This is a genomic window from Roseibium sediminicola (assembly GCF_023156505.1).
GTDB lineage: Bacteria > Pseudomonadota > Alphaproteobacteria > Rhizobiales > Stappiaceae > Roseibium > Roseibium sediminicola.
Genome location: NZ_JALNMJ010000001.1, coordinates 94,083 through 120,335, shown reverse-complemented (window position 1 = coordinate 120,335; position 26,253 = coordinate 94,083). Strand labels below are relative to the sequence as shown.

23 protein-coding genes and 1 tRNA gene are annotated in these 26,253 nt (G+C 62.3%); 8 read left to right on the top strand and 16 right to left on the bottom strand.

Translation table 11 applies throughout. From position 1 onward, the window contains the following. Window positions 1-97 precede the first annotated feature (97 nt). Both M0H32_RS00520 and M0H32_RS00515 read right to left on the bottom strand, forming a co-directional pair. A complete protein-coding gene (locus M0H32_RS00520; RefSeq protein WP_248149389.1) occupies window positions 98-1,864 on the bottom strand; it encodes an adenylate/guanylate cyclase domain-containing protein in 1,767 nt (588 codons plus the stop codon). A 4-nt stretch (window positions 1,865-1,868) separates the two neighbouring features. Then, a complete protein-coding gene (locus tag M0H32_RS00515) occupies window positions 1,869-2,627 on the bottom strand; it encodes a 16S rRNA (uracil(1498)-N(3))-methyltransferase (RefSeq protein WP_248149388.1) in 759 nt (252 codons plus the stop codon). Window positions 2,628-2,838: 211 nt separating this feature from the next. Here M0H32_RS00515 and xseA point away from each other — a divergent pair, with 211 nt between their 5' ends. Then, complete coding sequence (gene xseA / locus M0H32_RS00510) at window positions 2,839-4,407, top strand: exodeoxyribonuclease VII large subunit (RefSeq protein WP_248149387.1); 1,569 nt, start codon at window positions 2,839-2,841, stop codon at window positions 4,405-4,407. Window positions 4,408-4,726: 319 nt separating this feature from the next. Next, the gene (locus M0H32_RS00505; protein ID WP_248149386.1) at window positions 4,727-5,128 is read left to right on the top strand and encodes a DUF805 domain-containing protein; all 402 of its coding nucleotides are present in this window, start codon (window positions 4,727-4,729) and stop codon (window positions 5,126-5,128) included. Window positions 5,129-5,225: 97 nt separating this feature from the next. Here the strand turns inward: M0H32_RS00505 and M0H32_RS00500 are convergent, their stop codons facing one another. From M0H32_RS00500 to M0H32_RS00480, 5 genes are all read right to left on the bottom strand, one after another. Further along, the gene (locus tag M0H32_RS00500) at window positions 5,226-6,596 is read right to left on the bottom strand and encodes a TRAP transporter large permease (protein ID WP_248149385.1); all 1,371 of its coding nucleotides are present in this window, start codon (window positions 6,594-6,596) and stop codon (window positions 5,226-5,228) included. After that, window positions 6,593-7,237: a TRAP transporter small permease subunit gene (locus M0H32_RS00495; protein WP_248149384.1), complete on the bottom strand. Its 645-nt coding sequence runs from the start codon at window positions 7,235-7,237 to the stop codon at window positions 6,593-6,595. Before M0H32_RS00495 ends, M0H32_RS00500 begins: the two co-directional genes overlap by 4 nt. 81 nt (window positions 7,238-7,318) lie before the next feature. Next, window positions 7,319-8,335, bottom strand: coding sequence for a C4-dicarboxylate TRAP transporter substrate-binding protein (locus M0H32_RS00490; RefSeq protein ID WP_248149380.1), 1,017 nt, complete (start codon window positions 8,333-8,335; stop codon window positions 7,319-7,321). A gap of 242 nt (window positions 8,336-8,577) precedes the next feature. Further along, window positions 8,578-9,975 carry a sigma-54-dependent transcriptional regulator gene (locus tag M0H32_RS00485; protein WP_248149378.1) on the bottom strand — a complete coding sequence of 466 codons (1,398 nt, stop codon included), beginning with the start codon at window positions 9,973-9,975 and terminating at the stop codon, window positions 8,578-8,580. After that, window positions 9,972-11,759, bottom strand: a complete 1,788-nt coding sequence (locus M0H32_RS00480; protein ID WP_248149375.1) for a sensor histidine kinase — start codon at window positions 11,757-11,759, stop codon at window positions 9,972-9,974. Before M0H32_RS00480 ends, M0H32_RS00485 begins: the two co-directional genes overlap by 4 nt. 176 nt (window positions 11,760-11,935) lie before the next feature. Here M0H32_RS00480 and M0H32_RS00475 point away from each other — a divergent pair, with 176 nt between their 5' ends. Then, the gene (locus M0H32_RS00475; RefSeq protein ID WP_248149372.1) at window positions 11,936-12,769 is read left to right on the top strand and encodes a universal stress protein; all 834 of its coding nucleotides are present in this window, start codon (window positions 11,936-11,938) and stop codon (window positions 12,767-12,769) included. A gap of 117 nt (window positions 12,770-12,886) precedes the next feature. Beyond that, on the top strand, window positions 12,887-15,616 hold the full coding sequence (locus M0H32_RS00470; RefSeq protein WP_248149369.1) for a bifunctional acetate--CoA ligase family protein/GNAT family N-acetyltransferase: 2,730 nt from the start codon (window positions 12,887-12,889) through the stop codon (window positions 15,614-15,616). Between the two features lie 228 nt (window positions 15,617-15,844). Here the strand turns inward: M0H32_RS00470 and M0H32_RS00465 are convergent, their stop codons facing one another. Then, window positions 15,845-17,509, bottom strand: coding sequence for a thiamine pyrophosphate-binding protein (locus tag M0H32_RS00465; protein ID WP_248149366.1), 1,665 nt, complete (start codon window positions 17,507-17,509; stop codon window positions 15,845-15,847). Window positions 17,510-17,884: 375 nt separating this feature from the next. Continuing rightward, window positions 17,885-18,265 carry a hypothetical protein gene (locus M0H32_RS00460; protein WP_248149363.1) on the bottom strand — a complete coding sequence of 127 codons (381 nt, stop codon included), beginning with the start codon at window positions 18,263-18,265 and terminating at the stop codon, window positions 17,885-17,887. Window positions 18,266-18,391: 126 nt separating this feature from the next. Here M0H32_RS00460 and M0H32_RS00455 point away from each other — a divergent pair, with 126 nt between their 5' ends. Beyond that, window positions 18,392-19,939, top strand: a complete 1,548-nt coding sequence (locus M0H32_RS00455; protein ID WP_248149361.1) for a bifunctional aminoglycoside phosphotransferase/ATP-binding protein — start codon at window positions 18,392-18,394, stop codon at window positions 19,937-19,939. Here M0H32_RS00455 and M0H32_RS00450 read toward each other — a convergent pair. The 3 genes from M0H32_RS00450 to M0H32_RS00440 all read right to left on the bottom strand — a co-directional run bounded on the left by M0H32_RS00450 (window position 19,934) and on the right by M0H32_RS00440 (window position 21,907). Further along, window positions 19,934-20,254, bottom strand: a complete 321-nt coding sequence (locus M0H32_RS00450) for an AzlD family protein (RefSeq protein ID WP_248149359.1) — start codon at window positions 20,252-20,254, stop codon at window positions 19,934-19,936. The two genes, M0H32_RS00455 and M0H32_RS00450, sit on opposite strands and share 6 nt — an antisense overlap. Then, the gene (locus M0H32_RS00445; protein WP_248149357.1) at window positions 20,247-20,948 is read right to left on the bottom strand and encodes an AzlC family ABC transporter permease; all 702 of its coding nucleotides are present in this window, start codon (window positions 20,946-20,948) and stop codon (window positions 20,247-20,249) included. The genes M0H32_RS00450 and M0H32_RS00445 overlap by 8 nt, the downstream gene beginning before the upstream one ends. Before the next feature lie 131 nt (window positions 20,949-21,079). Continuing rightward, the gene (locus M0H32_RS00440) at window positions 21,080-21,907 is read right to left on the bottom strand and encodes a sulfite exporter TauE/SafE family protein (protein ID WP_248149355.1); all 828 of its coding nucleotides are present in this window, start codon (window positions 21,905-21,907) and stop codon (window positions 21,080-21,082) included. A gap of 175 nt (window positions 21,908-22,082) precedes the next feature. On the opposite strand from M0H32_RS00440, the gene M0H32_RS00435 reads away from it, so the two are divergent. The 3 genes from M0H32_RS00435 (at window position 22,083) to M0H32_RS00425 (ending at window position 23,990) form a co-directional block, all read left to right on the top strand. Continuing rightward, complete coding sequence (locus tag M0H32_RS00435; protein WP_248149352.1) at window positions 22,083-22,649, top strand: DUF3291 domain-containing protein; 567 nt, start codon at window positions 22,083-22,085, stop codon at window positions 22,647-22,649. A gap of 129 nt (window positions 22,650-22,778) precedes the next feature. Then, on the top strand, window positions 22,779-23,483 hold the full coding sequence (locus M0H32_RS00430; protein ID WP_248149348.1) for a pirin family protein: 705 nt from the start codon (window positions 22,779-22,781) through the stop codon (window positions 23,481-23,483). A 201-nt stretch (window positions 23,484-23,684) separates the two neighbouring features. Beyond that, window positions 23,685-23,990, top strand: a complete 306-nt coding sequence (locus tag M0H32_RS00425; protein WP_248149345.1) for a GNAT family N-acetyltransferase — start codon at window positions 23,685-23,687, stop codon at window positions 23,988-23,990. A gap of 26 nt (window positions 23,991-24,016) precedes the next feature. Here the strand turns inward: M0H32_RS00425 and M0H32_RS00420 are convergent, their stop codons facing one another. The 4 genes from M0H32_RS00420 to M0H32_RS00405 all read right to left on the bottom strand — a co-directional run bounded on the left by M0H32_RS00420 (window position 24,017) and on the right by M0H32_RS00405 (window position 26,138). Further along, the gene (locus M0H32_RS00420) at window positions 24,017-24,505 is read right to left on the bottom strand and encodes a hypothetical protein (RefSeq protein ID WP_248149342.1); all 489 of its coding nucleotides are present in this window, start codon (window positions 24,503-24,505) and stop codon (window positions 24,017-24,019) included. 105 nt (window positions 24,506-24,610) lie between these two features. Beyond that, a tRNA-His gene (locus tag M0H32_RS00415) sits at window positions 24,611-24,687 on the bottom strand. A gap of 192 nt (window positions 24,688-24,879) precedes the next feature. Further along, the gene (locus M0H32_RS00410; RefSeq protein ID WP_248149339.1) at window positions 24,880-25,395 is read right to left on the bottom strand and encodes a phasin; all 516 of its coding nucleotides are present in this window, start codon (window positions 25,393-25,395) and stop codon (window positions 24,880-24,882) included. A gap of 356 nt (window positions 25,396-25,751) precedes the next feature. Beyond that, window positions 25,752-26,138 (bottom strand): phasin, encoded by a 387-nt coding sequence (locus tag M0H32_RS00405; protein WP_248149336.1) that lies wholly within the window; start codon window positions 26,136-26,138, stop codon window positions 25,752-25,754. Window positions 26,139-26,253: the final 115 nt, after the last annotated feature.

Genomic DNA, 26,253 nt, shown 5'->3' with positions numbered 1-26,253 from the left:
ATGATCCGGCGCGTTCTTCAAAAGAACACTTGAAAGCTTCGGTGATTTAGGAGTCCTGAAACAAGAATGCAAGCCGGGAAACGGCAGCGGATGGTTCTCACGCGATCCTGAAGACCGATAACGGCTCCGTGCGTCCACGCAGATGAACGGTTCCAAGACTGGTGGCGCTGGTGCCCTCGGGCAGATGCGCCATGGTCTCGCCGCTGACCAGGGCGATCACCTTTGCGTCCGGATCGACGGACTTGCCGTGTTCCTGCAGACGGGCGGCGACGTTCACGGCATCGCCGATGACCGTGTAGTTCATACGCGCGGCGGAGCCGATGTCCCCGACCACCACCTTGCCGGTGTGCACACCGATGCGCACCCGCATATGGCCGTCCGGCATCCGGGCAATCCTGTCCGCCAGGTTCTGGACCGCGCGGATCGCCTGCGCCGCATGCTCAGGCTGGTCGGACGGGGCGCCCCAGAAGGCCATCACGCCGTCGCCGAGGAACTTGTCGATGGTGCCGTCCTGTTCGGCAATCGCATCCGACACGGTTTCGAAATAGCCGTTCAGATAGGCGGCTGTTTCTTCCGCGCTCATGTGCGAGGCCAGATCGGTGAAGCCGGCGAGATCGGTGAAGACGATGGTCATCTCCTTGATCTCGATGTTGCGTGCGCTGGTCATGCCTTCCTCGATCAGCCGGGAAACCAGCTGCCGGGGCACATATTTGGCAAAGGCGTTGAGCGCGCCGATGGAGCCGTTGAAGGCCTGGTTGACATCGTCCAGTTCGGCCAGGCGCGACCGGGGCAAACGCTCGGAGGCGGCAAAGTCGAGTTGGCGCAGACTGGCGGCCGCATGCGCCAGCCGGTTCAAGGGCCGGCCGAGCAGTCGGCCGACGACGAAGGACAGGAACGCCCCGACGACGAGAGCGACCAGCGCCGCGTAAAGCACGATCCGGGTCTGGTCGAGCGCGGCGCCGAATTCCTCCGCCCGGTACAGGGTACCAAGGGTCCAGCCCGTCCCCGGCCCAGCGGTCACATCGGTGAAGATCGCCGTGAACATGCCCTGATCGCCCGGAAAGACACGCCCCTCGATCGAGCCGCCCATGGTATGGGCGTTGGCATTGTCTGCCCAGATGAGATGCAGCGGCGAGGCCTCAAGCCCCGCCAGCGCCGGCAGCGGTTGTTCGGGCGTCGCTCCGAAATCGCTCTCAGGCACGCCGGCGACCACAATGGCCCGGTCGCGACCGGACAGGAGAAACACCTGCTGACGGCCTTCCCAGGCCATCTCGCTGGCGACTTCGGCGAAGACCGGCTGCGGATAAAGGCCGCGCAGAATTTGGCCATTGCCCAGGTCGATTTCCGCGCTCTTCACCGCCGTCGAAAAGCCCGGCCGGTATTCGAAATCGGACCAGGCGACCTCCGGCAGGTCATCGGGCGGATATTCCGTCAGCACGGCGCGGGCAAGTTCGAAGGCTGCCCCCTCGGGAAGCAGGGCCTGGTAAGGCGCCAGATCGGCTTCCGTCAACTGGGCGCCCGACCTGCCGACATCAACCGCGAGAGTCTGCAGTAGCAATTGCTGCTGCTGGAAAAACTTGTCGAGGACCGCCTCATTGCTTTTCAGGACGGCGACGCCCTGTTCGTCCAGAAGACGGCCGGCGATGCTTCGGTCGGAGGTCGCCATATAGGTGATGATGATGCCGCAGATCAGCACGAGCAAAAGGGAAAACACCAGGCCGAGCGCGACGCCGACCGGCAGGCGCAGACGTTTTCCTGCTGTCCGGGAAGAGACATGTCCGCTCGGACCCTGCCGGTCGATGGCCCCTGAACCCGTTGTGTGGCCGGGACCGGCTTTTTCCGGCGGGAGCGTCTCTTCGGACATCACGTCACCTCCAGTCGCCAACCGTTGCCTGAATGATGGTGAGCGCGGCAACCGCCGCTGTGTCGGCCCTCAGGATACGGGGTCCGAGCGGGATCGGCGTGACAAAATCGAGGTTGCGCAACCGGTCCCGTTCGTCTTCGGAAAAGCCGCCTTCCGGACCGATCAGCACCGCAATGGGTTGCGGCCCCGCTTCCTTGATCTGGGCCAGGGTCAACAGCGGGTTGTTGGTGCCTTCGGCCTCATCGCAAAACAAAAGCCTGCGGCCGGGCTGTGCCTCGGTCCAGACATCCAGAACGTCGCTGAGCGGCTGGGGCGCCAGCACTTCAGCGACCGACAGCACACCGCATTGTTCGGCGGCCTCGATGACATTGGCTTCCATACGCTCCAGGTTGACCCGGCTTGCCTGGGTGTGCTGGGTCATGACCGGTTTCAGGCTGCCGGCTCCCATTTCCACCGCCTTTTGCACCATATAGTCGAGCCGGGCATGCTTGAGCGGCGCGAACATGTACATCAGGTCGTTGGCGGCCGTTTGTTCGCGTGTCTTTTCCATCAGCTGCAGCGCGCAGTCGCGGCGGCCGTTGCTGGAGATCTTGGCCAGCCACTCGCCGTCACTGCCGTTGAAGACCAGGACATAGTCGCCGTCCTTGAGGCGCAGCACGTTCAGAAGATAATTCGCCTGGCCGCGATCCGCTTCAATGCGGGCGCCATCGGCGAGGATGTGTCGCAAAAACAATCGTTGCATGTTGAACTCGTATTTGGCCATGACCAGACCCTAAGCCCGATTGTGTGGGTTTCAAGGCGAATGCCACCCCTTCCTCCTGTCATCCAAGCCTATTCGATTCTGCCCGCGCTCACACAGCCGCGTCGACGAAAACAGGCAACACAATCCGTTCCGCCATATAACACTCGTCGCTCTCCCCTTGACCCTCTTCCCTCAACCGGCCAGTTTTCTGCGATCAGAAGGAATCACCCGCGTGAGCGAATCCCAGTCCAACGTCGCCGAGTTCTCTGTTTCCGAAATCTCGTTTTCCATCAAGCGCACGATGGAAGAGACCTTTGGCTATGTGCGGGTTCGCGGTGAGCTGGGGCGGATTTCACGGCCAGGCTCAGGCCACATCTATCTGGACCTGAAAGATGACCGGTCTGTCCTGTCCGGCGTGATCTGGCGCGGTGTGGCCTCGAAGCTGAAGATCCAGCCTGAGCAGGGCCTGGAGGTGATCGCCACCGGCAAGATCACCACCTTCCCGGGCCAGTCGAAATACCAGATGGTGATCGACGCGCTGGAACCGGCCGGCGCCGGCGCGCTGATGGCGCTTCTGGAAGAGCGCAAGAAGAAACTTGCCGCCGAAGGCCTGTTCGCCGAAGAGCGCAAGCGGCGGCTGCAGCCGCTGCCGAAGGTGATCGGCGTGGTCACCTCGCCGACCGGCGCCGTCATCCGCGATATTCTTCATCGGATCTCCGACCGGTTTCCGATCCATGTGCTGGTCTGGCCGGTGCGTGTTCAGGGCGAGACCTCCGGCGCAGAGGTTGCCAACGGCATCCGCGGCTTCAATGCGCTTGAGCCCGGCGGGCCGATCCCCCGTCCCGATCTCCTGATCGTCGCCCGCGGCGGCGGCAGCATTGAGGATCTGTGGGGCTTCAACGAGGAAGCGGTTGTGCGCGCGGCCGCCGCCAGTGACATTCCGCTGATCTCCGCCGTCGGCCACGAGACCGACTGGACCTTGATTGACCTTGCCGCCGACCTGCGCGCGCCGACACCTACGGGTGCCGCCGAAATCGCCGTGCCGGTGAAAGCCGAGCTGATGGCAATGGTCGACGACCGCTCGCGCCGGCTCAATTCCGGACTGGTGCGTTTCGTCACCGGCCGGCGCACGGAACTTCGTGCCGCCAGCGCGGCCCTGCCGGCGCCGCAGGATCTCCTGGCCCTGCCGCGCCAGAAATTCGACAATCTGGCCAACGGCCTTGAACGCGCGCTGATCGTCAGCACACGCGCCCACCGCACCCATTTCCAGAATTTCGCCGGCCGCCTGTCGCCGCTGCTGCTGTCGCGCCTCAGCACCAAGGCGCGGCAGGATCTCGTCCAGGCGAGCGACCGGCAACAGCGCGCTCTCAAAGTGGCGGTAGCGCAGAAGCGGCAGTCCTTTGAAGCGCTGGCCGTGCGGCTGACACCTACAAGGCTCACCCAGCAGGCAGTGCTTGGCCAGGAGCGGCTCACCGGCCTCGGCGATCGGCTCGACCGGGCCTACCTTGCGCGTGTCACCCATGAAAAGGCCCGGCTGGACGGGCTGCAGAAACTCCTGAAGTCACTGTCCTACAAGGATGTGCTGGCGCGCGGCTATGCGGTGGTACGCGACGACAGCGGCCAGCCGGTGCGCTCCGCGGCCGATGTCGCATCCGGTGCGGCGCTCTCCATCGAGCTGGCCGACGGCATGGTCGACGCGGTCGCCATGAGCGACAGCGCCGCGCCCAAACCGGCCAAGGCAAAGCCGAAAAAAACCGGCTCGGGCAAGACATCGCCGGTCGATCAAGGCAGCCTGTTCTAAGCGGCCGCAAGCAACCGCCTCTCCGTTTGAAACGACCATTGTCACTTCATACAGTTTTAACTAATTCCTTTACGCCAATCTTAAGCTGCCTCGCGTAACGTCACGCCATTCTGTCAAGAGATTTTCGACGGGGGCACTGATGACGACGCAGCGAAAACAATTTGGAAAACGCGGGTTACCTCGACAACCCGGCCAGACCTGGGGCGGCCAAACATCGTCCTATGGCGCCACAGCGGCCTACGCTTCGCCTGGCCACAGCGCGCCTTCGAGAGACGAAGACAGTTTTTCCGTTTTGAAAATCTTCGGATTTGTTTTTGGCATGTTGTTCAGTTTCCAGGGCCGTATCGGCCGGATGGAATACTGGACGATCGGCATTGTCCGCTTCATCGTCTTCGTCGTCGCGATCTTCGGTTTCGTCAGCACCTTCCCGCCAACCTCCGGCGAAGTGGAGTCTGCGGAAGTCATGCGGCACCTGGTGAGTTCGCCGGGCGGTCTTACCTATCTGACGCTGTTTCTGGCACTGACCCTTTGCCTGTTTTCGCTTGAGGTCAGGCGCTTGCACGACCGGGACGCCTCCGGTTTTTGGGTCCTGATCCTGTTCATTCCGATCATCGGCGGTTTTTACGGGCTCTGGCTGTTCATCGCCAACGGATTTTTCCCCGGAACCCCGGGGACCAACCGCTTCGACACCGCCGGCAGCCAGGCAAGCGTCTTCGACTGACATCGTCTAACCTGACGACGAGTGCGCAAGACAAAAGCGCCGCTGAAGAGCTTCCTTCAGCGGCACTTAGTGTTTTTCAGGTTCGGGCCTGTGCGGTCTAGCCCATCAGTTCCGGCAGGATCGTGATGATCGACGGGAAGGCGAGCAGGCCGGCGATGGTCAGCACGTCCGCAACAAAGAACGGAACGCAGCCGCGGAAGACTTCCTGCACCGGGATGTCCGGGCGAACGCCCGAGACGACGAAGCAGTTCAATCCTATCGGTGGCGTGATCAGACAGAGCTCCGCCATCTTCACAACCAGAATGCCGAACCATATGGCGCAGGCCTCGCCCGACATGCCGAAGGCGCTGTCGGCCGCCGAAACGCCCTCGCCGCCATTCAGTGCCATCACCGCCGGATAGACCACCGGCAGGGTCAGGATCAGCATGCCGATCGCGTCCATGAACATGCCGAGCACCGCATAGCCAAGGAGAATGCAGATCATCACCACCCAGGGCGAGAATTCCAGCGCGACGATGAAGTCCCTGAAGGCCTCGGGCAGACCGGCAAAGCCCAGAAAGCGCACATAGACCAGCACCCCCCAGATCAGCGTGAAGATCATTACGGTGAGTTTGGCAGTCTCATGCAGCGCCTGGCCGAGCTGCTTCGGTTTCATGCCCTTGACGAAAGCCACCACCAGAACGACAAACGCCCCGAGGGATCCCGCTTCTGTCGGCGTTGCCAGGCCGAAGAAGAACGAACAGAAGATGATACCCACCACGGCAATGATCGGCAGTGTTCCGGGCACGCTTTCAAAACGCTCCGCCCAGGTAAAACCCTTGATCGCCGGTGCGTCGCCTCGCCAGGAGGCAACCGCAACGATGATGCCGACATAGATCAGCGCCGAGAAAACGCCCGGCAGGAAACCGGCGATCAACAGCTTGCCAACCGACTGCTCCACCAGGATGGCATAGATCACCAGGATCGCCGAGGGCGGGATCAGTGAAGCCAACGTCCCGCCGGCAGCCACGACCGCGGCGGACAGACGCTTGGAATAGCCGGCATTCAGCATCTCCGGAATGGCGACGCGGGCGAACACCGCTGCCGTGGCAACCGACGCGCCCGAAACAGCGGCGAAGCCGGCGGTCGAAAACACCGTGCCGACGGCCATGCCGCCCGGCAGCCATCCGAGCCATCGCTTGGCAGCCTCGAAGAGCTGCTTGGTGAAACCGGCGTAGAATGCCAGGAAGCCAATCAGGATGAAGGTCGGCAGCACCGACAGTGCATAGGTGACCGACTTTGAATGCGGGATGGTACCGGCCATTTTCAGGGCGACAAAAAAGCCGCGTTCGAAACCCATCTTCATCGAGAACAGCACGATCAGGCCGACAAGTCCGGTAAAGGCAGCGGCAAAGGCCACCCGGACACCCAGCACGACGAGGACCAGCAGCACGCCGGTCATGATGAGGCCAACTTCAAACGGCGTCATTTGGCCTCTCCTTCGTCCAGATCGTCGCCAAAGGCTTCTTCGATTTCGTGTTTGGCATGTTCCTCGACATCCTCGATCACCGGCACGGCAACCGGTTCACGCGCCGGGTCAGCGACCAGACGGGCATACCCGTAAACCTGCATGAGTAGACGCAGGAACAGCAGACTGAGGGCCACCGGGATCATCAACTTGGAGGGCCAGGTCGGCAGACGGATATCCATGGTGCTGTCGCCGATCGTCCAGGACCTGTCGAAATGGAACCAGGACCCCCAGATCAGCAGCGCGACGGTGAAGGCGATCAGGATGACGCCGATCATTTCGCAGATGTAGAGCGTGCGGCCACTCAGCTTGCCAAGCACGATTTCCATGCGGATATGGCCGCCAACGCGCTGACAATAAGCCACTCCGGCGAAGGCGAAAATCGCCATCGCCTGTTCCGTGATGTCGATGAAACCGGGGATCGGCGTATTGAAAACCAACCGCCCGACCACTTGCACGACAGCCAGCAGCATCAAGGCAAGAATGGAGAAGGCAGCGAAGAGATTGAAGGCGTTTTCGACATGGCCGAGAATGCCGTCGAAGCGGATATAGGTAACCGGTCGTTCCTGAGCGGAACGTCCACCGGGATCAGTCGTCATCATGAGTAAAAGCCCCGAGCAGGGCTTTCCGGCGCGGTCAAGATCGTGCGCCGGAAAGCAAAAGGGTCAGGTCAGATCAGCCGATTATTCGGCGATGGTCTTCTTGACCAGGTCGAGCAGTTCCTGGGCCGGCAGGCCGTTCGCAGACTGCTCTTCAACCCATGCGGCCTGGATCGGACCGGCCTTTTCTGCAAACGCGGCAAGTTCCTCGTCGGAGAATTCGACCTGCGTGATGCCACGCTCTTCCAGTTCCGGCCACCATTTCTCGTAGACCTTGTCATAGGTCTCCAGGTAGTGCGCGAGCGCCGGATCGACAGACTCGTCGAGCGCCGTCTTGAACTCGTCCGGCAGGGCATTGTAGGCGTCGACATTGACGACAACCGGGCAATGCACGGTGCCGGGGTTGAGGTTCTTGGTCCACCAGTCGGCGACTTCCACCACCTTGAAGGACAGATGCGCATGCGGTGCAAAACCGGCCGCGCGGACGGTGCCGCTGTCGATGGCCTGGTAAGTTTCGGACGCCGTTACGGACGTCGGAACGGCGCCGACAGCTTCCATCAGCGTGCCGAGACCGCCCAGCGCGCGCACCCGCATGCCGTCGAAATCTGCGATGGACTGGGGGACATCGCCCTTGCCGGCGAAATTGTACTGCGGCATCGGCGAAGGCATCAGCAGCTTGGCGTTCCAGCGGCCGAGATCTTCTTGGACGGCAGGGTGCGCATAAAGAGCCTTGGAGACCTTCACTTCCGTTTCCAGGTCGGACACGCCGAGGAACGGCAGCTCCAGAACCGTCAGGGTCGGGTTCTTGTCAGCATGATAAGAGGCACAGAACTGGGCCATCTCGAAGGCGCCAAAGGAAATCCCGTCAAGGTTTTCGCGCGACTTGGACAGCGCCCCGCCGTAATGCAGATTGATCACGAACTTGCCGTCGGTCTTGGCCGCGACTTCTTCCGCCAGCTTTTCAACGTGCTCGGTAAAGGCGCGGCGCTTGCCCCAGAGCGAGACATTCCAGGATACGTCCTGGGCAAAGGTTTCGGTGGCAAAGACTGTGGCGAGCGCAAGCGCGGACACCGCGGTTGCGGACTTGAGTGAAAAGAGCATGAAATCCTCCCAAGATATTTTGCTCATTTCCTTGGCGGCTCAGCCTGGACGCTCTGCGTGGCAGGCCCGCACCAAGTCAATGGTGACGTAGCATGACCCGTGCCAAGTGGCGTTGACAACACTTGTTTGAGGGAATTTCTGGCGTTTTGGACCTGGGATGTCCGGTTGCTGCAGCGCAGCTCGGCAAGATCTTGCCGATGACCACTCTCCGTCGGCGAGAATCCGCCGATGCCGGCTCCCCCTCAGCCTTCCGCAGCGTCCGTCAAACCGACCTGCTCGCGGCTGAGACCCAGCCGGGTCATCTTTTCGTTGAGCGTCCGGCGCGGCAGGTTGAGCTCGCGCATGACATCCGCAATGCGGCCGCCATGGCGGCGCAGAGCACCCTCGATCAGATTGCGCTCATAGGCATCCATCAGCTCTTTCAGGCCGCCTCCGGCCGGAGACGCTCCCTGGTCGCGCTGACCGGTGACCAGCGCCTCAAGCGGCTGTGGGCTGACCGGCGCGTTGAGCACGAAACGTTCGGCAGCGTTGCGCAATTCGCGCACGTTTCCGGGCCAGGCATAAGTCTGCAGGAAGGCTTCGTCCCGTGCGCTCGTGACCGGAGGCTCGAGGCCGTATTGAACGGCGAAGCGGTTGAGGAATGTGTCGAACAGCAACAGCGCGTCACGGCCGCGTTCGCGCAGTGGCGGCACCCGCAATTCGATCGTGTTGAGGCGGAACAGCAGATCCTCGCGCAGGCGGCCGGACTGGACCGCCTCGCCCGGTTCGATATTGGCCGCGCTGATCAGGCGGATATCGACCTCCACCGGTTTCGTGCCGCCAATCCTGTCGATCTTTTTTTCCTGCAGTACCCTGAGCAGTTTCGGCTGGAGCGCCATCGGCATGGAGACGATCTCGTCGAGAAACAAAACGCCGCCGCTGGCTGCTTCGATGCGGCCGATGCGCTGGCGGTCCGCACCGGTAAAGGCTCCGGCCTCATGACCGAAGAGTTCCGCCTCGACCATGGCTTCGGGAAGCGCAGCGGCGTTGATCGCCATGAACGGCCCGTCCTTGCGCGGGCTGAAATCATGCAGCGCCTGGGCGATGACTTCCTTGCCGGTGCCGGTTTCCCCGGTGATCAGCACGGCCGCGTCCGTCGCGGCGAAATGCAGGATCTGCCGGCGCAGGGCCTGCATGGCCGGGCTCGAGCCGATCAGCCGGCTTTCCAGCCCCGCGCTGTCGCTGAGCTGCATCTTGAGCGCGCGGTTTTCCAGGACGAGTGTCCGCTTGTCGCAGGCCCGGCGCACCACATCGGCGATCAGGTCCGGATCGAAAGGTTTTTCGACAAAGTCATAGGCACCGGCACGAATGGCTTCCACGGCCATCGGCACGTCGCCATGGCCGGTGATCAGCACCACCGGCAGGTCCGCGTCCAGATCCTTGACCCGGCGCAGCAATGTCATGCCGTCCTCGCCGTCGAGCATCACATCGGAGACCACACAGCCCTCATAGCTTGACGACAGCCGGACCAGCGCCTGATCGACGGTCGCCACTTCCTGGGTTTCGAAACCGGCAAGACGGATCCACTGCCGGAGCGCGGCGCGCATGGACGGGTCGTCGTCGACGATCAGAACGGGTGTCTTCGATGTCTGGTCTGTCATTCGGCAGCTTCGGAGGTCAGATCCGCTTTGGGATCGGTGTCGGCGTGGTCCTGACTGAGCCCCGGCAAGCGGAGTTCAAACGTCGCTCCTTTAGGCGTGTTCGCCCGGACTGACAAGCCGCCGCCGAGATCCTCGGCAAGGCGGATCGAGATGGCAAGTCCCAGCCCCATGCCACCGGAACTGGCCTTGGTGGAGAAGAACGGATCGAATATCCGTTCGCGCAGGTCTTCCGGGATGCCGGGGCCATTATCCGAAATAAGCAGAACCACCAGGCTCCCCTGCCGCTCGGTCCGCAGCCTGACCATGCCCTGTTGTTCGCCTGCCGCCGCGTCGGCACCGTTGCGCAAAACGTTCACCAGGATCTGCTCGATCCTGAGCGGGGCGGTCTCCGCCTCGAGCGGTTCGTCCGGCAGATCAAGATCGAGGGCCACGCCAGTCTCCTCGAAACGCGGCCGCACGATCTTTTCCGCGACCCGAACGCTTTCCCTCAGGTCGATCTTTTCGATCCGGCTCTCGCCCGGACGGGCAAACCGTTTCAGTTCCTGGGTGAGATGAGCCATGCGCATCTGCAAGGAATCGATCTCGTCGAGATTTTCCGACGCCGTCGCCGTGTCGCCCTTTTCCAGGAACTTGCGCGTTCCGGCGACGAACATCCTGAGCGCTGACAGGGGCTGGCTGAGTTCATGCACCACCGCCGCGGACATTTCGCCGACCGCGGCCAGCCGGTTGGAGCGGGCGAGACCACGCTGCGCTTCCAGGAGCTCGCGCTCGACGCGCCGGCGCTCCTGGATTTCCTCGACGAGCCTGGTGTTCAGTTCCTTCAGGTCGGCCGATTCCCGGCGCAACAAGGCGGAAGCCTTGCGCAGCCGGCGGCCGCGCAGAACCAGAACGATGACCGCGTAAACGAGGCAAAGCGTGATCGCCGCCGCCCAGATCGGCAAGACGCTCTTGCGGGTCTCCTCCTCGGGCACCAGGAAATGCAGTGTCCAGCCGAGAAGGCCGACATCCGCCGAATTGTGGCGGAAGGCCTTGCCGTCGATGACCAGCTGCTGCTTGGTCTGCACCGGCCGGTCGCTGACCGGCTTAAGTTCCCGCCCGGCAAATTGGCGTGTCGTCTCGATCGTGCGGCGCACATCCTCCGGCAGCGCGGTCAATGTGCGGTAACGCCAGTCGGGCTGGCTGGACAGGAAAATCACGCCGTTTTCGTCCGAGGCGAACACCGTCTCGCCGCCCTCCGCCCAAGCTTCTTCCAGCGGCCCCATGTCAACCTTGACGACGGCCACGCCGAGCGGATCGCCGGAGACCGGCGTTGGCCGCGCCAGGAACAGGCCCGGTTCGTCGGAGGTTGCGCCAATGGCAAAGAACCGCCCTTCCGCCCCACCGATCGCAGCCTTGAAATAGGGCCGGAAACCGTAGTTCCGCCCGACCAGAGACAGCTCGTCCCGCCAGTTGCTGGCCGCCAGGGTCGTGCCCTCGGCGTTCATCACATAGAGCAGTTCAACGCCGGAGTTTTCCGCCATTTCCTCCAGGAACCGGTTGGCGCTTTCGACGGGCTGACCGAGGCCGAGGGCGGAGGTGGCACGCGGATCCCGCGCGATCATGTAGGGCAGATAGCGGTATTTCTGATACTCGCCCAGGATCGTCTGACGATACAGCGTCAGGCGTTCGGCCGCCTTGCGGTCGATGCTGTCCGCGTCCAGCTCGAGAAAGAGCTGCACCAGCACAAAAGCGGCGGCCACGAGCAGGAACGGCGGCAGGGCCAGATAAAGCCAGCGTTTCGACATGGAACCATATTGCGCATTTTTTCGTTTCCCGCCAGTCGGGCAGGTTTCGGGGCAGGCACGCTTTAGGGCGGGCTGGCTTTCGTGTTTGATACGCGTCAAGGACGACGGCACATTCTGTCTAGTAGTTTTTTTGCAAGGCCGGTTCGATGCCATGATACCGGCCACAGGAGGGTTACATGCCAATCAAAGATATTTTGACTGTGTTGGATCTCGCGGGCGATCAACCCGCCGCCAAATACGCGCTGGAATTCGGCCGCGCGCACGATGCCCATGTCACCGGCCTTGCCGTGTCCTTCGAACCCGTGGTGCCGGCCTTCGCCGCCGCGCCGATGCCGGTCGATTATCTTCAGGCGGCCCACGAACAGGCGATCGCAGCGGCAAACGAAGCCAAGAAGGACTTCGACGAACTCGCCCGCCTTGCCGGCGTCACCAACGAGAGTCGTATTGCGGAAATTCTCACCGGCGGCCCGCTGGAAAACGTACTTGTCCATTGCCGTCCGACCGACATGGTCGTGATCGGCCAGGCCAATCCCGACAAGCCGGAACCGATGCGGGAATTGTTGATCGAGACCATCCTGTTCGAAAGCGGCGTGCCGGTGCTGCTGGTGCCCTATATCGGCAGCAAGGCCTTCCAGCCGAAGAACGTTCTGGTCGGCTGGGACGGCAGCTCCACCGCAACACGGGCTATCCACGCCGCCCTGCCGGTGCTGGAAAAGGCCGACAAGATCACGCTTCTGGTGATCGAAAAGAAGGCGACCACGGCCAATGGCCAGCCCGGCGCCGATGTCGCCAATTACCTGGCGCGGCACAACATGGATGTCACCATCGAGGTGGTCACCAATCCGCAGGCCGGCATTGCCGATACCGTGCTCAACCATGTCTCCGACAACAGCAACGACCTTGTCGTCATGGGCGGCTATGGCCACAGCCGGATGCGCGAATTCCTGTTCGGCGGCGCCACCCGCGAAATCCTGGAAGCCATGACCGTGCCGGTGCTGATGGCGCATTAACCGGTAATTTTGCAATGCAAAAAGCCCGCGGACCTGACACAATCGGGTCCGCGGGTTTTCTGTTTTTATTCTTTTGATGCCGGCGCCGCCTCCGGCCGATGACAAGGGACTGCGCAGGTGACCATTCGAAATCTGGAAGGTTTTTTCGCGCCTCGCTCCATCGCCGTTATCGGCCCGTGCCGGCATCCCGGCGTGTTGACGCACAAGCTGATCGCCTGCCTGCAGGACATCGAGGCCGGACACCCGGTGACGCTGGTTGGCATCGACGAGGATGTGCCCTTTCACGGCAAGAAAGCGGCCCGGCTGGACGACCTTCAGGCCATGCCGGATCTTGCCATTTATCTGGCCAGTGCCGACGCTGCACCTGAGACGATTGCCAGGCTCGGTGCCGGCGGCACCAAGGCCGTCCTGATCCCCTCGCCCGGATTTGAAACCTGGCCGGACACACTGCTGCAGGCCTGCCGGGACGCGGCACAGGCCACCAATCTGCGCCTGATCGGCCCCGGCACCCTTGGCCTGGCTGTGCCCGCCAGCCGGCTCAACGCGCTGCTCAGCGCAGAACTTCCCGAAAAGGGCGAGGTCGCGTTTTTCTCCCGCTCCGGCGCCGTCCTCAACGCGACCCTTTCCTGGGCGAAGGCCCATCGGACCGGCTTTTCCGCCGTGGTCTCGCTCGGCGCGCGCATGGATGTCGATGTCGGCGACCTGATCGACTATTTTGCACAGGACTATCACACGCGCGCCATCGTCCTTCACCTGGAAGGCATCGCCGTGCCGCGCAAGTTCATTTCCGCCGCCAGGGCCGCGGCGCGCAGCAAACCGGTCATCGTGATCCGGTCCGGCAAAAGCCGGGATAGCGGCGGCAGTGGCAGAACCCATGCGGGCCGGCTGGCGCGCACCGATCTTGTTTATGAGACTGTCTTCCGGCGCACCGGTCTGTTGCGGGTGCATGACCTCGACGAGATGTTCGAAGCGTTGGAAACGCTGTCCCATATCCGTGTGCCCCAGTGCCGCAAGCTGGCGGTCCTTGCCAATGGCCGCAGCCTTGCCAGCCTTGCGGTGGATCGGCTGATGGATCTCGGCGCCGACTTTGCCACGCTCGGCACGGAGACCCGCGCCGCGCTCGACGACGTCAGCCGCGCCTATGCCGATCTCGACGCGACCCCGGCGGCCGGGGGTTCGGTGATCCTGAAGGAAAGCGTCACGCCGGAGGACATCACCAACGCCATCACCACCCTCCTGAAAGACCCGGAGGTCGACGGGGCAATCGTTCTTCAGGCCGCCAGCGCGTTTCAGCCGCTGCCGGCGATTGCCAAGGCGGTGATCGATGCAGGTCTTGCCGACCGGCGACGCACCGGGCGGCGCAAGGCGCTCGTGGCCGGGCTTATCGGCGGCGACGGCACTGTCCGGGCAGCCCTGTCGGACGCCAAAATTCCGAATTACGCCAGTCCCGCAGAAGCCGCACGCAGCCTGATGCATCTCGCCCACGATGCCCAGGCGCGCGAGTTCCTGATGGCTGTGCCGCCGAGCCTGCCCAGCAGTTTTTTTCCCGATGCGGCAGGCGCCCGGGCAATCGTCGAAGCCGCCTTGGCGGAAAACAGGACCTGGCTCAGCCCGGCGGAAGTAGTGGCTGTTCTGAAAGCTTATGATCTTCCAGTCATGTCGACGGCAATGGCCGCAAGCCCGGAAGACGCCGCCGAGCTGTCCCGGCCGTTTTTCAACGAGGCAAGGCATTGTGTCGCCAAGCTGATCTCGCCGGATCTTCCGTTCAAGTCGCGCATCGATGGGGTCCGGCTCGGACTGCAGGACCCCGAGGCTGTCAGGCAGGCGGCGGAAGAGCTGATCGCCAAGACAAGGCGCGATTACCCTGAGGCCCGGATTGCCGGAATCTCGGTGCATCCGATGCTGGAGGACCGGCACGGGCTGGAACTCTATATGGGTGTGGCCGAAACGCCGGAATTCGGACCCGTACTGGTCTTCGGCCATGGCGGCACCTCGATCGAGGAAAGCGTCGACATTGCCCTGGAACTGCCGCCGCTCGATATGAACCTCGCCGAAGCCCTGATCGGCCGCACGCGCATCGCGCGCCTGCTCAACGGCGGTCCGGCCCGGCCCGCGCTGGACAGGACGGCTCTCGCGGAAGCGCTGGTCAAACTCTCCCAGATCACCATCGATCTTCCGGAAATCCAGGAGCTGGACATCAATCCGATCGTGTCGCTGCCCAGCGGCCTGATCGCGCTCGACGCGCGCATGACCCTGTGCCGGCCGGAAAAACGGCCCGGCCGGACCGGAAGCTCAAGGCTGGCGATCGCACCCTATCCGCAGGAATGGGAACAGAAACTGGCGCTGAAGGGCGGCCGCGACGTGTTCGTGCGCCCGGTGCGCCCGGAAGACGAGGACCTGTTCAAGAGCTTCTTCGAGGCCGTGACCCCGGAAGATCTCCGCCTGAGGTTCTTCGCACCGGTGCGCGATTTCAGCCACCGGTTCCTGTCGCGCCTGACCCAGCTCGACTATGCCCGCGCCATAGCCTTCGCTGCCATCGATCCGGAGACCGGCAGCCTGCTTGGCGTTGTCCGCCTGCACGCGGACCCCGATCACCAGACCGGTGAATACGCGGTCATGGTGCGTTCCGACCTCAAGGGGCTCGGCCTCGGCTGGGCCCTGATGGAACTGATCATCCGCTACGCCAAAGCCGATGGTATAGAAGAGATCAAGGGCGAGGTGCTGAAGGAAAACACCTCGATGATCTCCATGTGCCAGGCCCTCGGCTTCAAGGTCGGCACCTCGCCGGACGACCCGGGCATTGCGTTGGTCACCTTGCGGGTGACGGATTTGCCTGAGGAGGTGTGAGACTTTTTTCACGCCTCCTCCGTCATTCCGGACAAGTGAGACGCCAGTCGAACGCTGATCCGGAATCCAGATGTCAGCCGCGCGTCAGCGCGCCCGTATTAATAGTCGAGTGTTCGCTCCGCTCACGCTGATGCGCTGGATTCCGGATCAGCGCGCAGCTTACGCTGCACTTGTCCGGAATGACGGTCGAGGGGTTCCGCAGCTCCAGCCGTATTTAGCGTAATTAGCCTATTTCGCCTCCGCCGCCGCACGGATCTGGCTCAAGCTTGCCGCCGGCGTGATCGCTTCCGGGTCGAGTTTCAGATGCAGAAGGGCTGGCGTGCCGGCCTCGCGGGCGCGCTCAAAGGCGGGGCCGAATTCTTCCGTCGTCTCGACCGTCTCGCCGTAAGCGCCATAGCTTCTAGCAAGCGCGGCAAAGTTCGGATTGACCAGCTGGGTTGCCGACGGACGGCCCGGATAGGTGCGCTCCTGGTGCATGCGGATAGTGCCGTACATGCCGTTGTCGATCACCAGAAGAATCAGATTGGCGCCGTCCTGGCAGGCGGTACCGAATTCCTGCATGGTCATCTGCAGGCAGCCGTCACCAGCAAAACAGACGACCTCGCGCTCGGGAAAGGTGAGCTTCGCGGCCACCGCCGCCGGCAGGCCGTAGCCCATGGAGCCGGAAGTCGGGGCCGCCTGGGTGGCGTAGCGGCGGAAACGATGGAAACGGTGCAGCCAGGTGGCATAGTTGCCCGCGCCATTGGTGCAGATCGCATCCTCGCCGAGATTGGCTTCCAGCCAGTCCATCACACCGGCCATCTGCAGCCGGCCCGGAATTTCCGGCCGCGCACCGGACCAGTCAAGATAGTCCTGATGCGCCTTTGCGGCTTCGCCCGCCCCCTTCAGCTCGGCGGGCGGCTGCAGGCCTTCGGCCGCCTTGCAGAAGGCGGTCGGGCTGGCGTGAATGGCAAGTGACGGCCGGTAGACCCTGCCAAGTTCCTCCGCGTCCGGGTGAATATGGATGAGCTGCTGGCTAGGGCTTGGAATGTCGAGCAGCGAATAGGACTGGCTCGGCATTTCCGAGAGGCGCCCGCCGACCAGCAGGATCAGGTCCGACGCCTTGATGCGCGTGAGCAGTTTCGGATTGATGCCAATGCCGACGTCGCCGGCATAGTTGTCATGCAGATTGTCGAACAGCATCTGCCGGCGGAAGGAACACGCGACCGGCAGGTCGAAACGCTCGGCGAAGCGGGTAAAGCCGGCGACCGCCTCTTCAGACCAGCGGCTGCCGCCGAGGATCGCGATCGGCCGTTCGGCTGCCCAGAGACGCTTCTGCAGATCCGCCATCTGGGTCAGCCCAGGATGGGTTTCGACCTGTTGCCAGGCCGGGGGCTGCGGCGCGTCGGCGGTCTCGACCAGCATGTCTTCCGGCAGGGCGAGAACCACCGGACCGGGGCGGCCGGAAGTGGCCACATGATAGGCGCGGGAAATGAATTCCGGCACACGGTCGGCATGGTCGATCTCGGCAACCCATTTGGCAATGCCGCCGAACATCTGACGGTAGTCGATTTCCTGAAAGGCCTCGCGCTCACGCATACCGCGTTCGATTTGGCCGATGAACAGGATCATCGGTGTGGAATCCTGGGCGGCGATGTGAACGCCGGCGGACGCATTGGTTGCGCCCGGGCCACGGGTGACCATGCAGATGCCCGGTTTGCCCGTCAGCTTGCCGTGGGCGTCGGCCATCATCGCGGCGCCGCCTTCCTGGCGGCAGACGGTGACCGGGATGTCCGCGTCATAAAGCGCATCGAGCACAGCAAGGTAGCTTTCGCCGGGCACGCAAAAAACGCGCTCCGCGCCATGACGCTCCAGCGCCTCCACCAGTAATGCGCCACCGGTCTTTTCAGCCATGATCCGTTTCCTGCTCAAAAATGCCTGATCATTCTATAGCGTATGAAAGAGCGGCCTGTCAGAGGCCAAAATCAGATTAATTGGCAATGAGATCATTCCAAAATGGAAGGATAGGCAAGTTTTGGTGATTGTGGCCGGTCCTTCGAGACGCGAGCAAGCTCGCTCCTCAAGATGACGCTCGTGGGTGTCGATGCGTTTGTTGATTCAGATAATCCAAGCGCCTGCCACACTCCAAAGCGTCATCCCGAGGGCCCGGCCCCGCCGGGCGTCTCGAAGGATCCGGCCACGCATTCCAATTCGTCCGCCGCCCCCAAAAAGAAAGGGCGCCGGTTGCCCGACGCCCGCTCTCTGGCTGTTGCACTGTTTTGTGATGCCTCAGATCGGCTGGACCGTGACCACCTGGAAGGTGTGCAGGTCACCGTCCTCGTCCTTGATAGAGACATATTCACCCGGGTTGAAGGCATGGGTGCCGAAGCGGTAGCCGGCTTCGTCGTCGTCGTCGCCGTCAATGTCATAGTGGAACGCCCAGGAGCCGCCGGGACGGTGGATCAGGTGTCCGATCTCTTCTTCCTCATCGCCCCAGAAGCGGCGTACGCGGCAATGCGCACGTTCCTTTTTCCAGATCGCGGCATCGATATGGCCGGTCTGATCCAACGGAGCGGTGAATTCATAACCATGGCGCGCCGAGCCCTGGGGATATTCTTTTGTTCTGGCCAGGTTCAGCCTGATCTTCTTCAAACCCGGATGGTCGCTCATGGAGCCCTCCTTTACTGACAATCCTGATTATTTGTGCCACATCGACAGGGCCTCACATTGAGAAGGATCAAACAGACCGCTCGTCATTTGGGGCATGGTGACAAGGCTTCTATTCAAGGACGGAACATGGATCAGGCACAATCCCAAAATGAAGCTCTTGTCTTTTTGGGCGGCCTGCCCTCAGACGATCCGGACCGGCCGGACGTCAAACGGATCGACACCCATGCCAATATCGTCTTTCTGATCGGCGGCCGCGCCTACAAGGTCAAGAGAGCGGTCCGCTATCCGTTCCTCGACTATTCCACGCTGCAATTGCGCGAAGAGGCCTGCAAGTCGGAAATCACCTGCAACAAACCCAACGCACCACAGATCTATCGCCGGGCCTTCGCCATCACCCGGGAGCCGAATGGCACGCTCGCCCTGGACGGTTCGGGCGATCCGGTCGAATGGGTGGTGGAGATGAACCGCTTCGAGCGCCGCAACGAGCTGGACGTGATGGCTAAAACGGGCCCTTTCGACGACGCCCTCGCCGACCGCCTCGCCGACATGATGGTGGCCGCCCATAAGGCGGCGCCCGTGCGTGATGGCGCTGGCTTCCACGCTGAGCTGGCGACCTATGTGGAGCAGAACGAAGCCGCCTTTCACGAACATCCCGAGCTTTTCCCCGCCCAAGACGTTCGGCACCTCACCGAGACGTCGCGCACGGTGCTGGCCAGCCTGCACGAGCTGATCCTGCGCCGGGGCGACCAGGATCTGGTGCGCCGTTGTCACGGCGACGCGCATCTGCGCAACATCGTGCTGATCGACGGGGCGCCTACCCTGTTTGACGCGGTCGAGTTTTCCGACGCCATTGCCACCGGTGATGTGCTTTACGACCTTGCCTTCCTGTTGATGGATTTGTGGGAGCGCGGTCAGCCGCGGGCCGCCAACCGGGTGTTCAATCGCTATCTGGACAAGAGCCTGCTGGACACCCATCCTGAAGGCCTCGCCGCCCTGCCCTTTTATCTGATGATGCGCGCGGCGATCCGCTCCAAGATCGCGGCAAGCGCGGCCCTCGCCCAAACGGACCCGGCACAAAGGCAGCAGCAGCAGGACCAGGCCCAGGCCTATTTCCGCTACGCCCTGGCCTTTCTGGACCCGTCGCAGCCAAAGCTCGTCGCTATCGGCGGATTGTCGGGAACCGGCAAGACCACGCTCGCCTATGACATTGCACCCGATATCGGCCGCGCGCCGGGCGCGCGTGTCCTGCGCACCGATGTGATGCGCAAGCGTCTCCTGGGCATTGCCGAAACCGAAAAGGCACCGCCGGAAGCCTACACCAAGGAGGCGTCGGACAAGGTTTACCAAGCTCTGGACGAGGCCATCCAGGGCGTGCTCGCTGCCGGGCATTCGGCCATTTTCGACGCAGTGTTTGCGTCCGAAGACGAACGCAAACGCATTCGGGACATCGCCCTCCGGGTCGAAGCAGGTTTTTCCGGCCTGTGGCTGACGGCACCCGCCGATATTCTGAAAAGCCGCGTCAGCAGCCGCGAGGGAGACGCGTCAGACGCCACGACGGCCGTGGTCGAAACGCAGCTCGGCTACGACATCGGGGAGATGACCTGGGCCGGGATCAATGCCGCCACGGACAAGGACCGCACCGCGGCCCTCGCCCGGGAAGCGCTGACCCTATAGGCCGGCCGCGCGGAACGCGGCGGCGGCGCCGACCGCGCAGAAGACGGCGACATATTCCTTGCGCAGCTTGATCTGGGCGGCAACGGCCACAACCAGGCACAGAGCCACCGCCAGTCCGCCCTTCAGGACGATCGGCAGGATGGTGGAGACAATGATCGCACCCGGCAGGGATTCCAGGCCACGGCGCACCCGCGGCGTGATCGGCAGGCGCCCCATCACCCAGTAGCCTCCGGCCCGGAGTGAATAGGTGACCGCGACCATGCCGAGAACGGCGGTGACAAACATCATGTCGGCGGAGAAAAGTCCCTCAGTCATCGAGATAGGCTCCCGCGAACGCGCCTGCTATGGCACCGGTGAAGATGCTCCAGTAACCGCCGAAGAGATACCAGGTGAGACAGGCGACGCCGCCGGCAACGGCCCAGCTGTAGGTCTGCCTCTTGCCCTTCCAGAGCGGCACCAGGAGCGCTGCGAAGAAGGCGGGAAGGACCACGTCCAGACCAAAGGCTTTCGGATCTGATATGAGACTGCCGGCGAAATAGCCCGGCACCACCGACAGCGACCAGATCGACCAGCAGAACAGGCCACCACCGAGATAAACACCCCAGTCGCGGGTTCCCTTGTCATATTCGGAGATCGCCAGCAGCCAGTTGAGGTCGGTCAGGAAGAACAGCGCCGGATAGGTCTGCCACGCGGGCACCTGACCGAGCCAGGGGCGCAAGCTTGCACCGATCAGCAGCATGCGCATGTTGACGGCCGCTGTAACCCCGATCATCGCAACCACCAGTCCCCAGGTCAGCGGGCTGCCATAGACTTCCATGGCAACGAACTGGCTGGCGCCGGCAAAGACCAGCGAGTTGATCATGATCGTTTCCAGGAAGCTCAGGCCCTTTTGCGCGGCAACCGTGCCGAACACGAGGCCAAGCGCGATGATGCCCGGGGATGCCGGAAAACACAGCGTCGCGCCCCGCACACAGCCGTCAAGGCTGATGGTGACATTCTTCTTCAGCATTTCATTCCAAGGGTTTGGGCAGCGGCGCCCGGGCCGCATCAGGAGAAGTCAGTATCCCTGATTAATCTTCTAGGTACCAATAAAACCTTTTGATGCACCCATCAACGCCGCGGCTGAAACGCAAAGCCTTGTCAGAACAGCACGCCGTAGATCATGCGCAGGCCGGTGAAGCCCAGGAACAGGGCGAAGACCAGCTTGAGCTTGGACGGATCGATCGTGTGGGCGATCTTGGCACCGAGCGGTGCTGTCAGGGTCGAGGCGGGGATGATCAGGAAGAAGCCGACAAGATTGACATAGCCGAGCGACAGCGGCGGCAGTCCCTCCGCGCCAAGCCCGAACCAGATCGAGCTCAAGGTGCCCGGAACGGCGATGATCAGGCCGATGGCCGCCGCCGTGCCGACCGCCTTGCGGATCGGGTAGTTGAACAGGGTCAGGGTCGGCACCCCCAGCGTGCCGCCACCGATGCCCATCATCACGGAAATGCCGCCGATCAGGAAGCCAAGCACCTCCTTGACCGGCGAGCCCGGCAGACTGTCCGCCAGATGGGCGCCGTCCTTGCGGAACATCATGTTGGCGGAGACCGCCAGAGCAACAAAGCCGAACACCAGTGTCAGCGCGCCGCCGGAAATGTTGCCGGCCAGCGTCGCGCCGGCGATCACGCCAAGGGCAATCGCCCACCACCAGCGTTTCAGGAGGTCCATGTCGACGCTGCCGCGCTTGTAATGCGAACGCGCCGACGAGGTGCCCGTCGCCAGGATCGTTGCCAGCGAGGTGCCGACCGCGACATGCATCAGGACGGCCGGATCGATCTTCAGCGCGGTGAACATGTAATAGAGCACTGGAACGATAACGATGCCGCCGCCAACGCCAAGCAACCCGGCGACAATACCCGCCACCACACCTGTCGCCAGCAGAGCCACGGCCAGAAGGCCGAGGGAGAATAGGCTGAGATCTTCCACGTCTGTCTCCTTGTCGCCGTGCCGGCCAATGAAGCGCCTCTTCTGCGCTTAGACCACACAACGGCAAAAGACCAGCATCCAGGAGGGACAATCTGTTTTCACATAAGCCTAGGAGCCTTGAAGTCGGCTGCAATTCCAGACAGAGTTTTTCCGGGATTTAGGCGTGGGAAAACGAATGTCGGGTCATTGGCTAGCAATTTACGCCTTCGGGCAGTTCCGTACACGGGCGGATCATCCGGATGTCGATATCTTCCATTCAGAAGAGCCCAGGGTCTGGGCGGCGATGGAACGGGCCGAAGGTTTCATTGCCCGGTCTGGCTATGAGGACGAACCGGGACCGGAGAGCTGGGGCGAGCAGGTCTATCCGAAATACTGGCGGGACAATGGCGACGGCTGGGCGCCTTCCATCATCTCGCTCTGGCAGGACCTGGAATGCGCGCTGGCCGCCGTCTACAAGGGGCCGCATGCGGAGATCCTGCGCGAAGGCCCGAAATTCATGCAGGAAGACACCGACTATCCGGCCTACGTGCTGTGGTGGGTGCCCGAGAACCATCAGCCGGACTGGGAGGAGGCGGTTGAGCGGTTCGAACTGCTGGGCGACACCGGACCGACAGCGGACGCCTTCACCTTCAAGGCTGCTTTCGATCCCGCCGGCCGGCCGGTGACCGCCAGGGGCGACGTTGCCCGCCAGATCGCCGAACGCAATCGATTGCGCGCGGAAGCGCCCAAGGCGGTTCAGTAGCGACTGTTCAATAATCGAAGACTAATCGTCAAATTCCGGCGGAATTGTAAAACCATCTAGTTGCGCCAATCTTTAGCCCAACAGCGCACGGACCTCTCCGTGCCGGTCCATTTGGGAAGGGATTGAACCATGAACCAGATACTGCGTCCGTCCGAAGCACGCGGCGATGCCGATTTCGGCTGGCTGAAGAGCAAGCACACTTTTTCCTTCGGGTCCTATTTCGATCCGAACCATATCGGCTTCGGGGCCCTGCGCGTCATCAACGAGGACCGGGTCGCCCCGTCAGCCGGTTTTCCGACGCACCCGCACCAGAACATGGAGATCATCTCCTATGTCGTCTCGGGCGGCCTGGAACATAAGGATTCGCTCGGCACCGGCTCGGTGATCCGCCCCGGCGAATTGCAGCGCATGAGCGCCGGTACCGGTGTTCGCCACAGCGAGTACAACGCTTCAGACAAGGACCCGGTACATTTCCTGCAGATCTGGATCGTGCCGGAAGAGGACGGCCTGCAGCCAAGCTATGAGCAAAAGGCGTTTCCGGAACAAGAACGGCAGAATGCGCTCCGTTTGATCGGCTCGCGCGATGGCCGCGACGGCTCTGTCACCATCCACCGGGATGTCGACCTCTACGCCTCGCTTCTCGGCGCGGACCGGACGCTCGCCTATGACATCAAGCCCGGCCGCAAGGTCTGGCTGCAGCTGGTCAAGGGCGTGCTATCGGTCAACGACCAGCAGCTTTCCGCCGGTGACGGCCTCGGCCTGCTCGACGCCGGCGCGATCTCGCTGACCGCCCAGGAGACCGCGGAATTCCTGCTGTTCGACCTGGAAGCGTAAAATCTTGGCGGCGCGGTCACCCTGCCGCGCCACAAAACAAACCTCATCCTGAGGAGGACCGCCAGGTCCGTCTCGAAGGACCGGCTACCTGTTCCGGAACAAGCTGCCGCTCCTTCGAGACAGCGCTTTCGCGCTTCCTCAGGATGACGCGGAATTTGCAGCAAAGAGCCATGCAGACCACCGGCCAAGTGAGGAGCCTCCATGACCGAATCCGCCGCCCCCTTCATCACCCCGGAACAGGACGGCACCAAGGGGCGCTATGTCGCAATTGTCAGCGGCATCGCTGAGCCCGCCGAACTGACCTTTTCGATCGTCAACGAGCACCTGATCAACGCCGATCACACCGGCGTGCCGGACTCGATGCGTGGCATGGGCGTCGGCAAGCTTCTGGTCGAGCGGCTGGTAGCCGATGCGCGCAGCAAACAGGTCAAGATCATTCCGCTCTGCCCCTATGTGAAGGCGCAATACCAGAAACACCCCGAATGGTCGGATGTGTTCCAGGGATAGGACCGGACATTCGTGTGTCCCGGCGGTCAGCTCGCTGGCTCTTCCGGCGCGGTGACGGATTCGCAGCCGCGGGCGGCATAAAGGGCATCGGTGAGCAGTTCACCGGCCTGATCAAATGCGGCCGCGGTCACATCCGGACCGGCTTTGCCGAGGCCTGCCGCCGCGACCTTGATCGCGGCAAGATTTTCGTTCAGCTCTTTCAGCTGCCGGGCAACTTCCCAATGGTCCTGAAGATCCGGATCGGCGAGCTGCGCCGACAAGGCTTCGAGGCGCCCGTCGAGCGCGTCCAGACGCGTCTTGAAGTCCGCCGGCGATACGTCGAGACGGGCAAGGGCCGCGTCGGTCACCGTTCCGGCGATGCGGTCACCGGCCGTTTCCACGCGACCCAACACGATCAGCGCGAGCACACAGGCGGCAATCACCAGGAGCGCCGTGGCATTGACCAGCGCCAGCAGCAGCTGGCCGGGCAACCGAAGCAGGCGGCCGCCGAGACCGGGGGTATCGTGATAAGACATCGCGCGCTCCTTTGAAGACCAGACCGTTATTCAGACTGAGTCCGGCGCAACGCACAATTCCGGTGCGTCCGGAAACGCCGCACATCAACTTGTTTTTTGGGAGAATGGTACAGACGAGTGGATTCGAACCACCGACCTTCGGAGCCACAATCCGACGCTCTAACCAACTGAGCTACGTCTGCTAAGGTCGTCAAAGTGGCGCGGACAGGAGCTGCCCGGACCGCCATTTGCAAGGGCGTCTTCTAACGCCATTTGCTCTTATCGGCAAGCGCGAATTTTCGTAAAAATTCGGCCTGTTGAAAAGCAAATGCCCGGGGAAAGATCCCCGGGCATATTATCCGATTGCCGCAGCAAAGAGCGCGGCTCAAGCCAGATCAGTTGACCTTCAGGTCCTTGAAGGACTTTTCGAAAGCCTCTTTGACCGGAGCGGAAACGTCGGTGCCGAGCTTGGTGGCCAGCTCCTGCATTTCCTTGCTCTGGGCGCTGAAAGCGTCGAACTGGCTGCGGGCAAAGCTGGACTGCAGTTCAATGGCTTCGGCCACGCTCTTCACGGACATGATGTCCTTGATGAAGGTGAAGGTTGCGTCGGCATTGGCCTTGGCTGCGTCAACGGCCTTGTGGTTGAGCTCGACAACGCCCTGACGGGACGTTTCGAAAGTGTCTTCCATCAGGTCGGTCGCGTCTTCTGCAGCGGTCTTGACCTTTGCATAAGCTTCGCGAGCGTTCTCGACGCCTTTTTCCGTGACTTCACGGAATACGGCCGGAACTTCCATGTTCGGCATGGCGAATGCTTCGAAGTCCGGGAACGCAACGCCAGCCGGAGCGGCTTTGGCTTTGGTGGTCCGGGCTTTCGGTGCTGCCTTCGGTGCAGTGGTGGTTGTGTCTGTCATGATCTCATCTCCTTGAGTCCGGATGCGATCATTGGTGAATTTGTGTCCGCCGAGCTTGCAGCCGGCGGTCCCTGTCGTCATCCGCATCCCCTACATAATGCAGGCCGTGCTGCATTGCAACATTTTTTTGCACTGCACAATAAATTTTCCGAAGGGGAACACTGATGTTTCGCCGGGAACTCTTTGCTAGAAAGAGCCAGCAAAGCTCTGCAAGCTGAACGACATAGACGTCGATCGAGCCCAGGATCTGGCGGATTGCAACTGAAAAGAAAATACAACCAAAACCGGCATTTTGCAATGCGGCAATTCGTGAAACGGCGCAGAGCCCCGGCCCTGCGCCTGCCTCAAACAGCTTGTTATTTCTTCTGGGCGGCCTTGGTGGCGTCCTGAACGGCCTTGGTGGCGGTATTGGAGAATTCACGCGCCTGCTCGCCAAGATTTTCCATCTGGCTGCGCAGATAGTCCTGCTGCAGCTTCATCATGTCCTCGACATTGTTGGCCTTGACCAGCTCCTGGGCGAACTTGAAGGCGGCGTTGACATGCTCTTCGGCATAGGACAGCGCCTTCTTGTTGACATCCGCCGCGCCGGCCTGAACCGCCGTGGCGCTATCTTCCACGTTGCTGACGGCCTTGTGGGTCGCGCCCATGAAGTCGTCAAAGGCCTTGCGGGCCTGGTCAACGCTTTTCTCGGCGAAATCGCGCATCTGTTCGGGGACTTCAAAACCAGTCTTGTCTGTGCTCATGTCGGCGCTCCTCAGGTCGACGAAGGGGTCAGGCTAGGTTCCTGAAATCCTTCCATGCCAAAAATTCGTAACACGCAGATGGCATTACGGCAAACTTACCCTCCAGGATTAACCA

Excerpts from the sequence above, each read along its gene's own strand:
- M0H32_RS00520 (WP_248149389.1), bottom strand. The coding sequence starts at position 1,864 with ATGTCCGAAGAGACGCTCCCGCCGGAAAAAGCCGGTCCCGGCCACACA.
- M0H32_RS00515 (WP_248149388.1), bottom strand. The coding sequence starts at position 2,627 with ATGGCCAAATACGAGTTCAACATGCAACGATTGTTTTTGCGACACATC.
- M0H32_RS00505 (WP_248149386.1), top strand. The coding sequence starts at position 4,727 with ATGTTGTTCAGTTTCCAGGGCCGTATCGGCCGGATGGAATACTGGACG.
- M0H32_RS00500 (WP_248149385.1), bottom strand. The coding sequence starts at position 6,596 with ATGACGCCGTTTGAAGTTGGCCTCATCATGACCGGCGTGCTGCTGGTC.
- M0H32_RS00495 (WP_248149384.1), bottom strand. The coding sequence starts at position 7,237 with ATGATGACGACTGATCCCGGTGGACGTTCCGCTCAGGAACGACCGGTT.
- M0H32_RS00490 (WP_248149380.1), bottom strand. The coding sequence starts at position 8,335 with ATGCTCTTTTCACTCAAGTCCGCAACCGCGGTGTCCGCGCTTGCGCTC.
- M0H32_RS00485 (WP_248149378.1), bottom strand. The coding sequence starts at position 9,975 with ATGACAGACCAGACATCGAAGACACCCGTTCTGATCGTCGACGACGAC.
- M0H32_RS00480 (WP_248149375.1), bottom strand. The coding sequence starts at position 11,759 with ATGTCGAAACGCTGGCTTTATCTGGCCCTGCCGCCGTTCCTGCTCGTG.
- M0H32_RS00475 (WP_248149372.1), top strand. The coding sequence starts at position 11,936 with ATGCCAATCAAAGATATTTTGACTGTGTTGGATCTCGCGGGCGATCAA.
- M0H32_RS00465 (WP_248149366.1), bottom strand. The coding sequence starts at position 17,509 with ATGGCTGAAAAGACCGGTGGCGCATTACTGGTGGAGGCGCTGGAGCGT.
- M0H32_RS00460 (WP_248149363.1), bottom strand. The coding sequence starts at position 18,265 with ATGAGCGACCATCCGGGTTTGAAGAAGATCAGGCTGAACCTGGCCAGA.
- M0H32_RS00455 (WP_248149361.1), top strand. The coding sequence starts at position 18,392 with ATGGATCAGGCACAATCCCAAAATGAAGCTCTTGTCTTTTTGGGCGGC.
- M0H32_RS00450 (WP_248149359.1), bottom strand. The coding sequence starts at position 20,254 with ATGACTGAGGGACTTTTCTCCGCCGACATGATGTTTGTCACCGCCGTT.
- M0H32_RS00445 (WP_248149357.1), bottom strand. The coding sequence starts at position 20,948 with ATGCTGAAGAAGAATGTCACCATCAGCCTTGACGGCTGTGTGCGGGGC.
- M0H32_RS00435 (WP_248149352.1), top strand. The coding sequence starts at position 22,083 with ATGTCGGGTCATTGGCTAGCAATTTACGCCTTCGGGCAGTTCCGTACA.
- M0H32_RS00430 (WP_248149348.1), top strand. The coding sequence starts at position 22,779 with ATGAACCAGATACTGCGTCCGTCCGAAGCACGCGGCGATGCCGATTTC.
- M0H32_RS00425 (WP_248149345.1), top strand. The coding sequence starts at position 23,685 with ATGACCGAATCCGCCGCCCCCTTCATCACCCCGGAACAGGACGGCACC.
- M0H32_RS00420 (WP_248149342.1), bottom strand. The coding sequence starts at position 24,505 with ATGTCTTATCACGATACCCCCGGTCTCGGCGGCCGCCTGCTTCGGTTG.
- M0H32_RS00410 (WP_248149339.1), bottom strand. The coding sequence starts at position 25,395 with ATGACAGACACAACCACCACTGCACCGAAGGCAGCACCGAAAGCCCGG.
- M0H32_RS00405 (WP_248149336.1), bottom strand. The coding sequence starts at position 26,138 with ATGAGCACAGACAAGACTGGTTTTGAAGTCCCCGAACAGATGCGCGAT.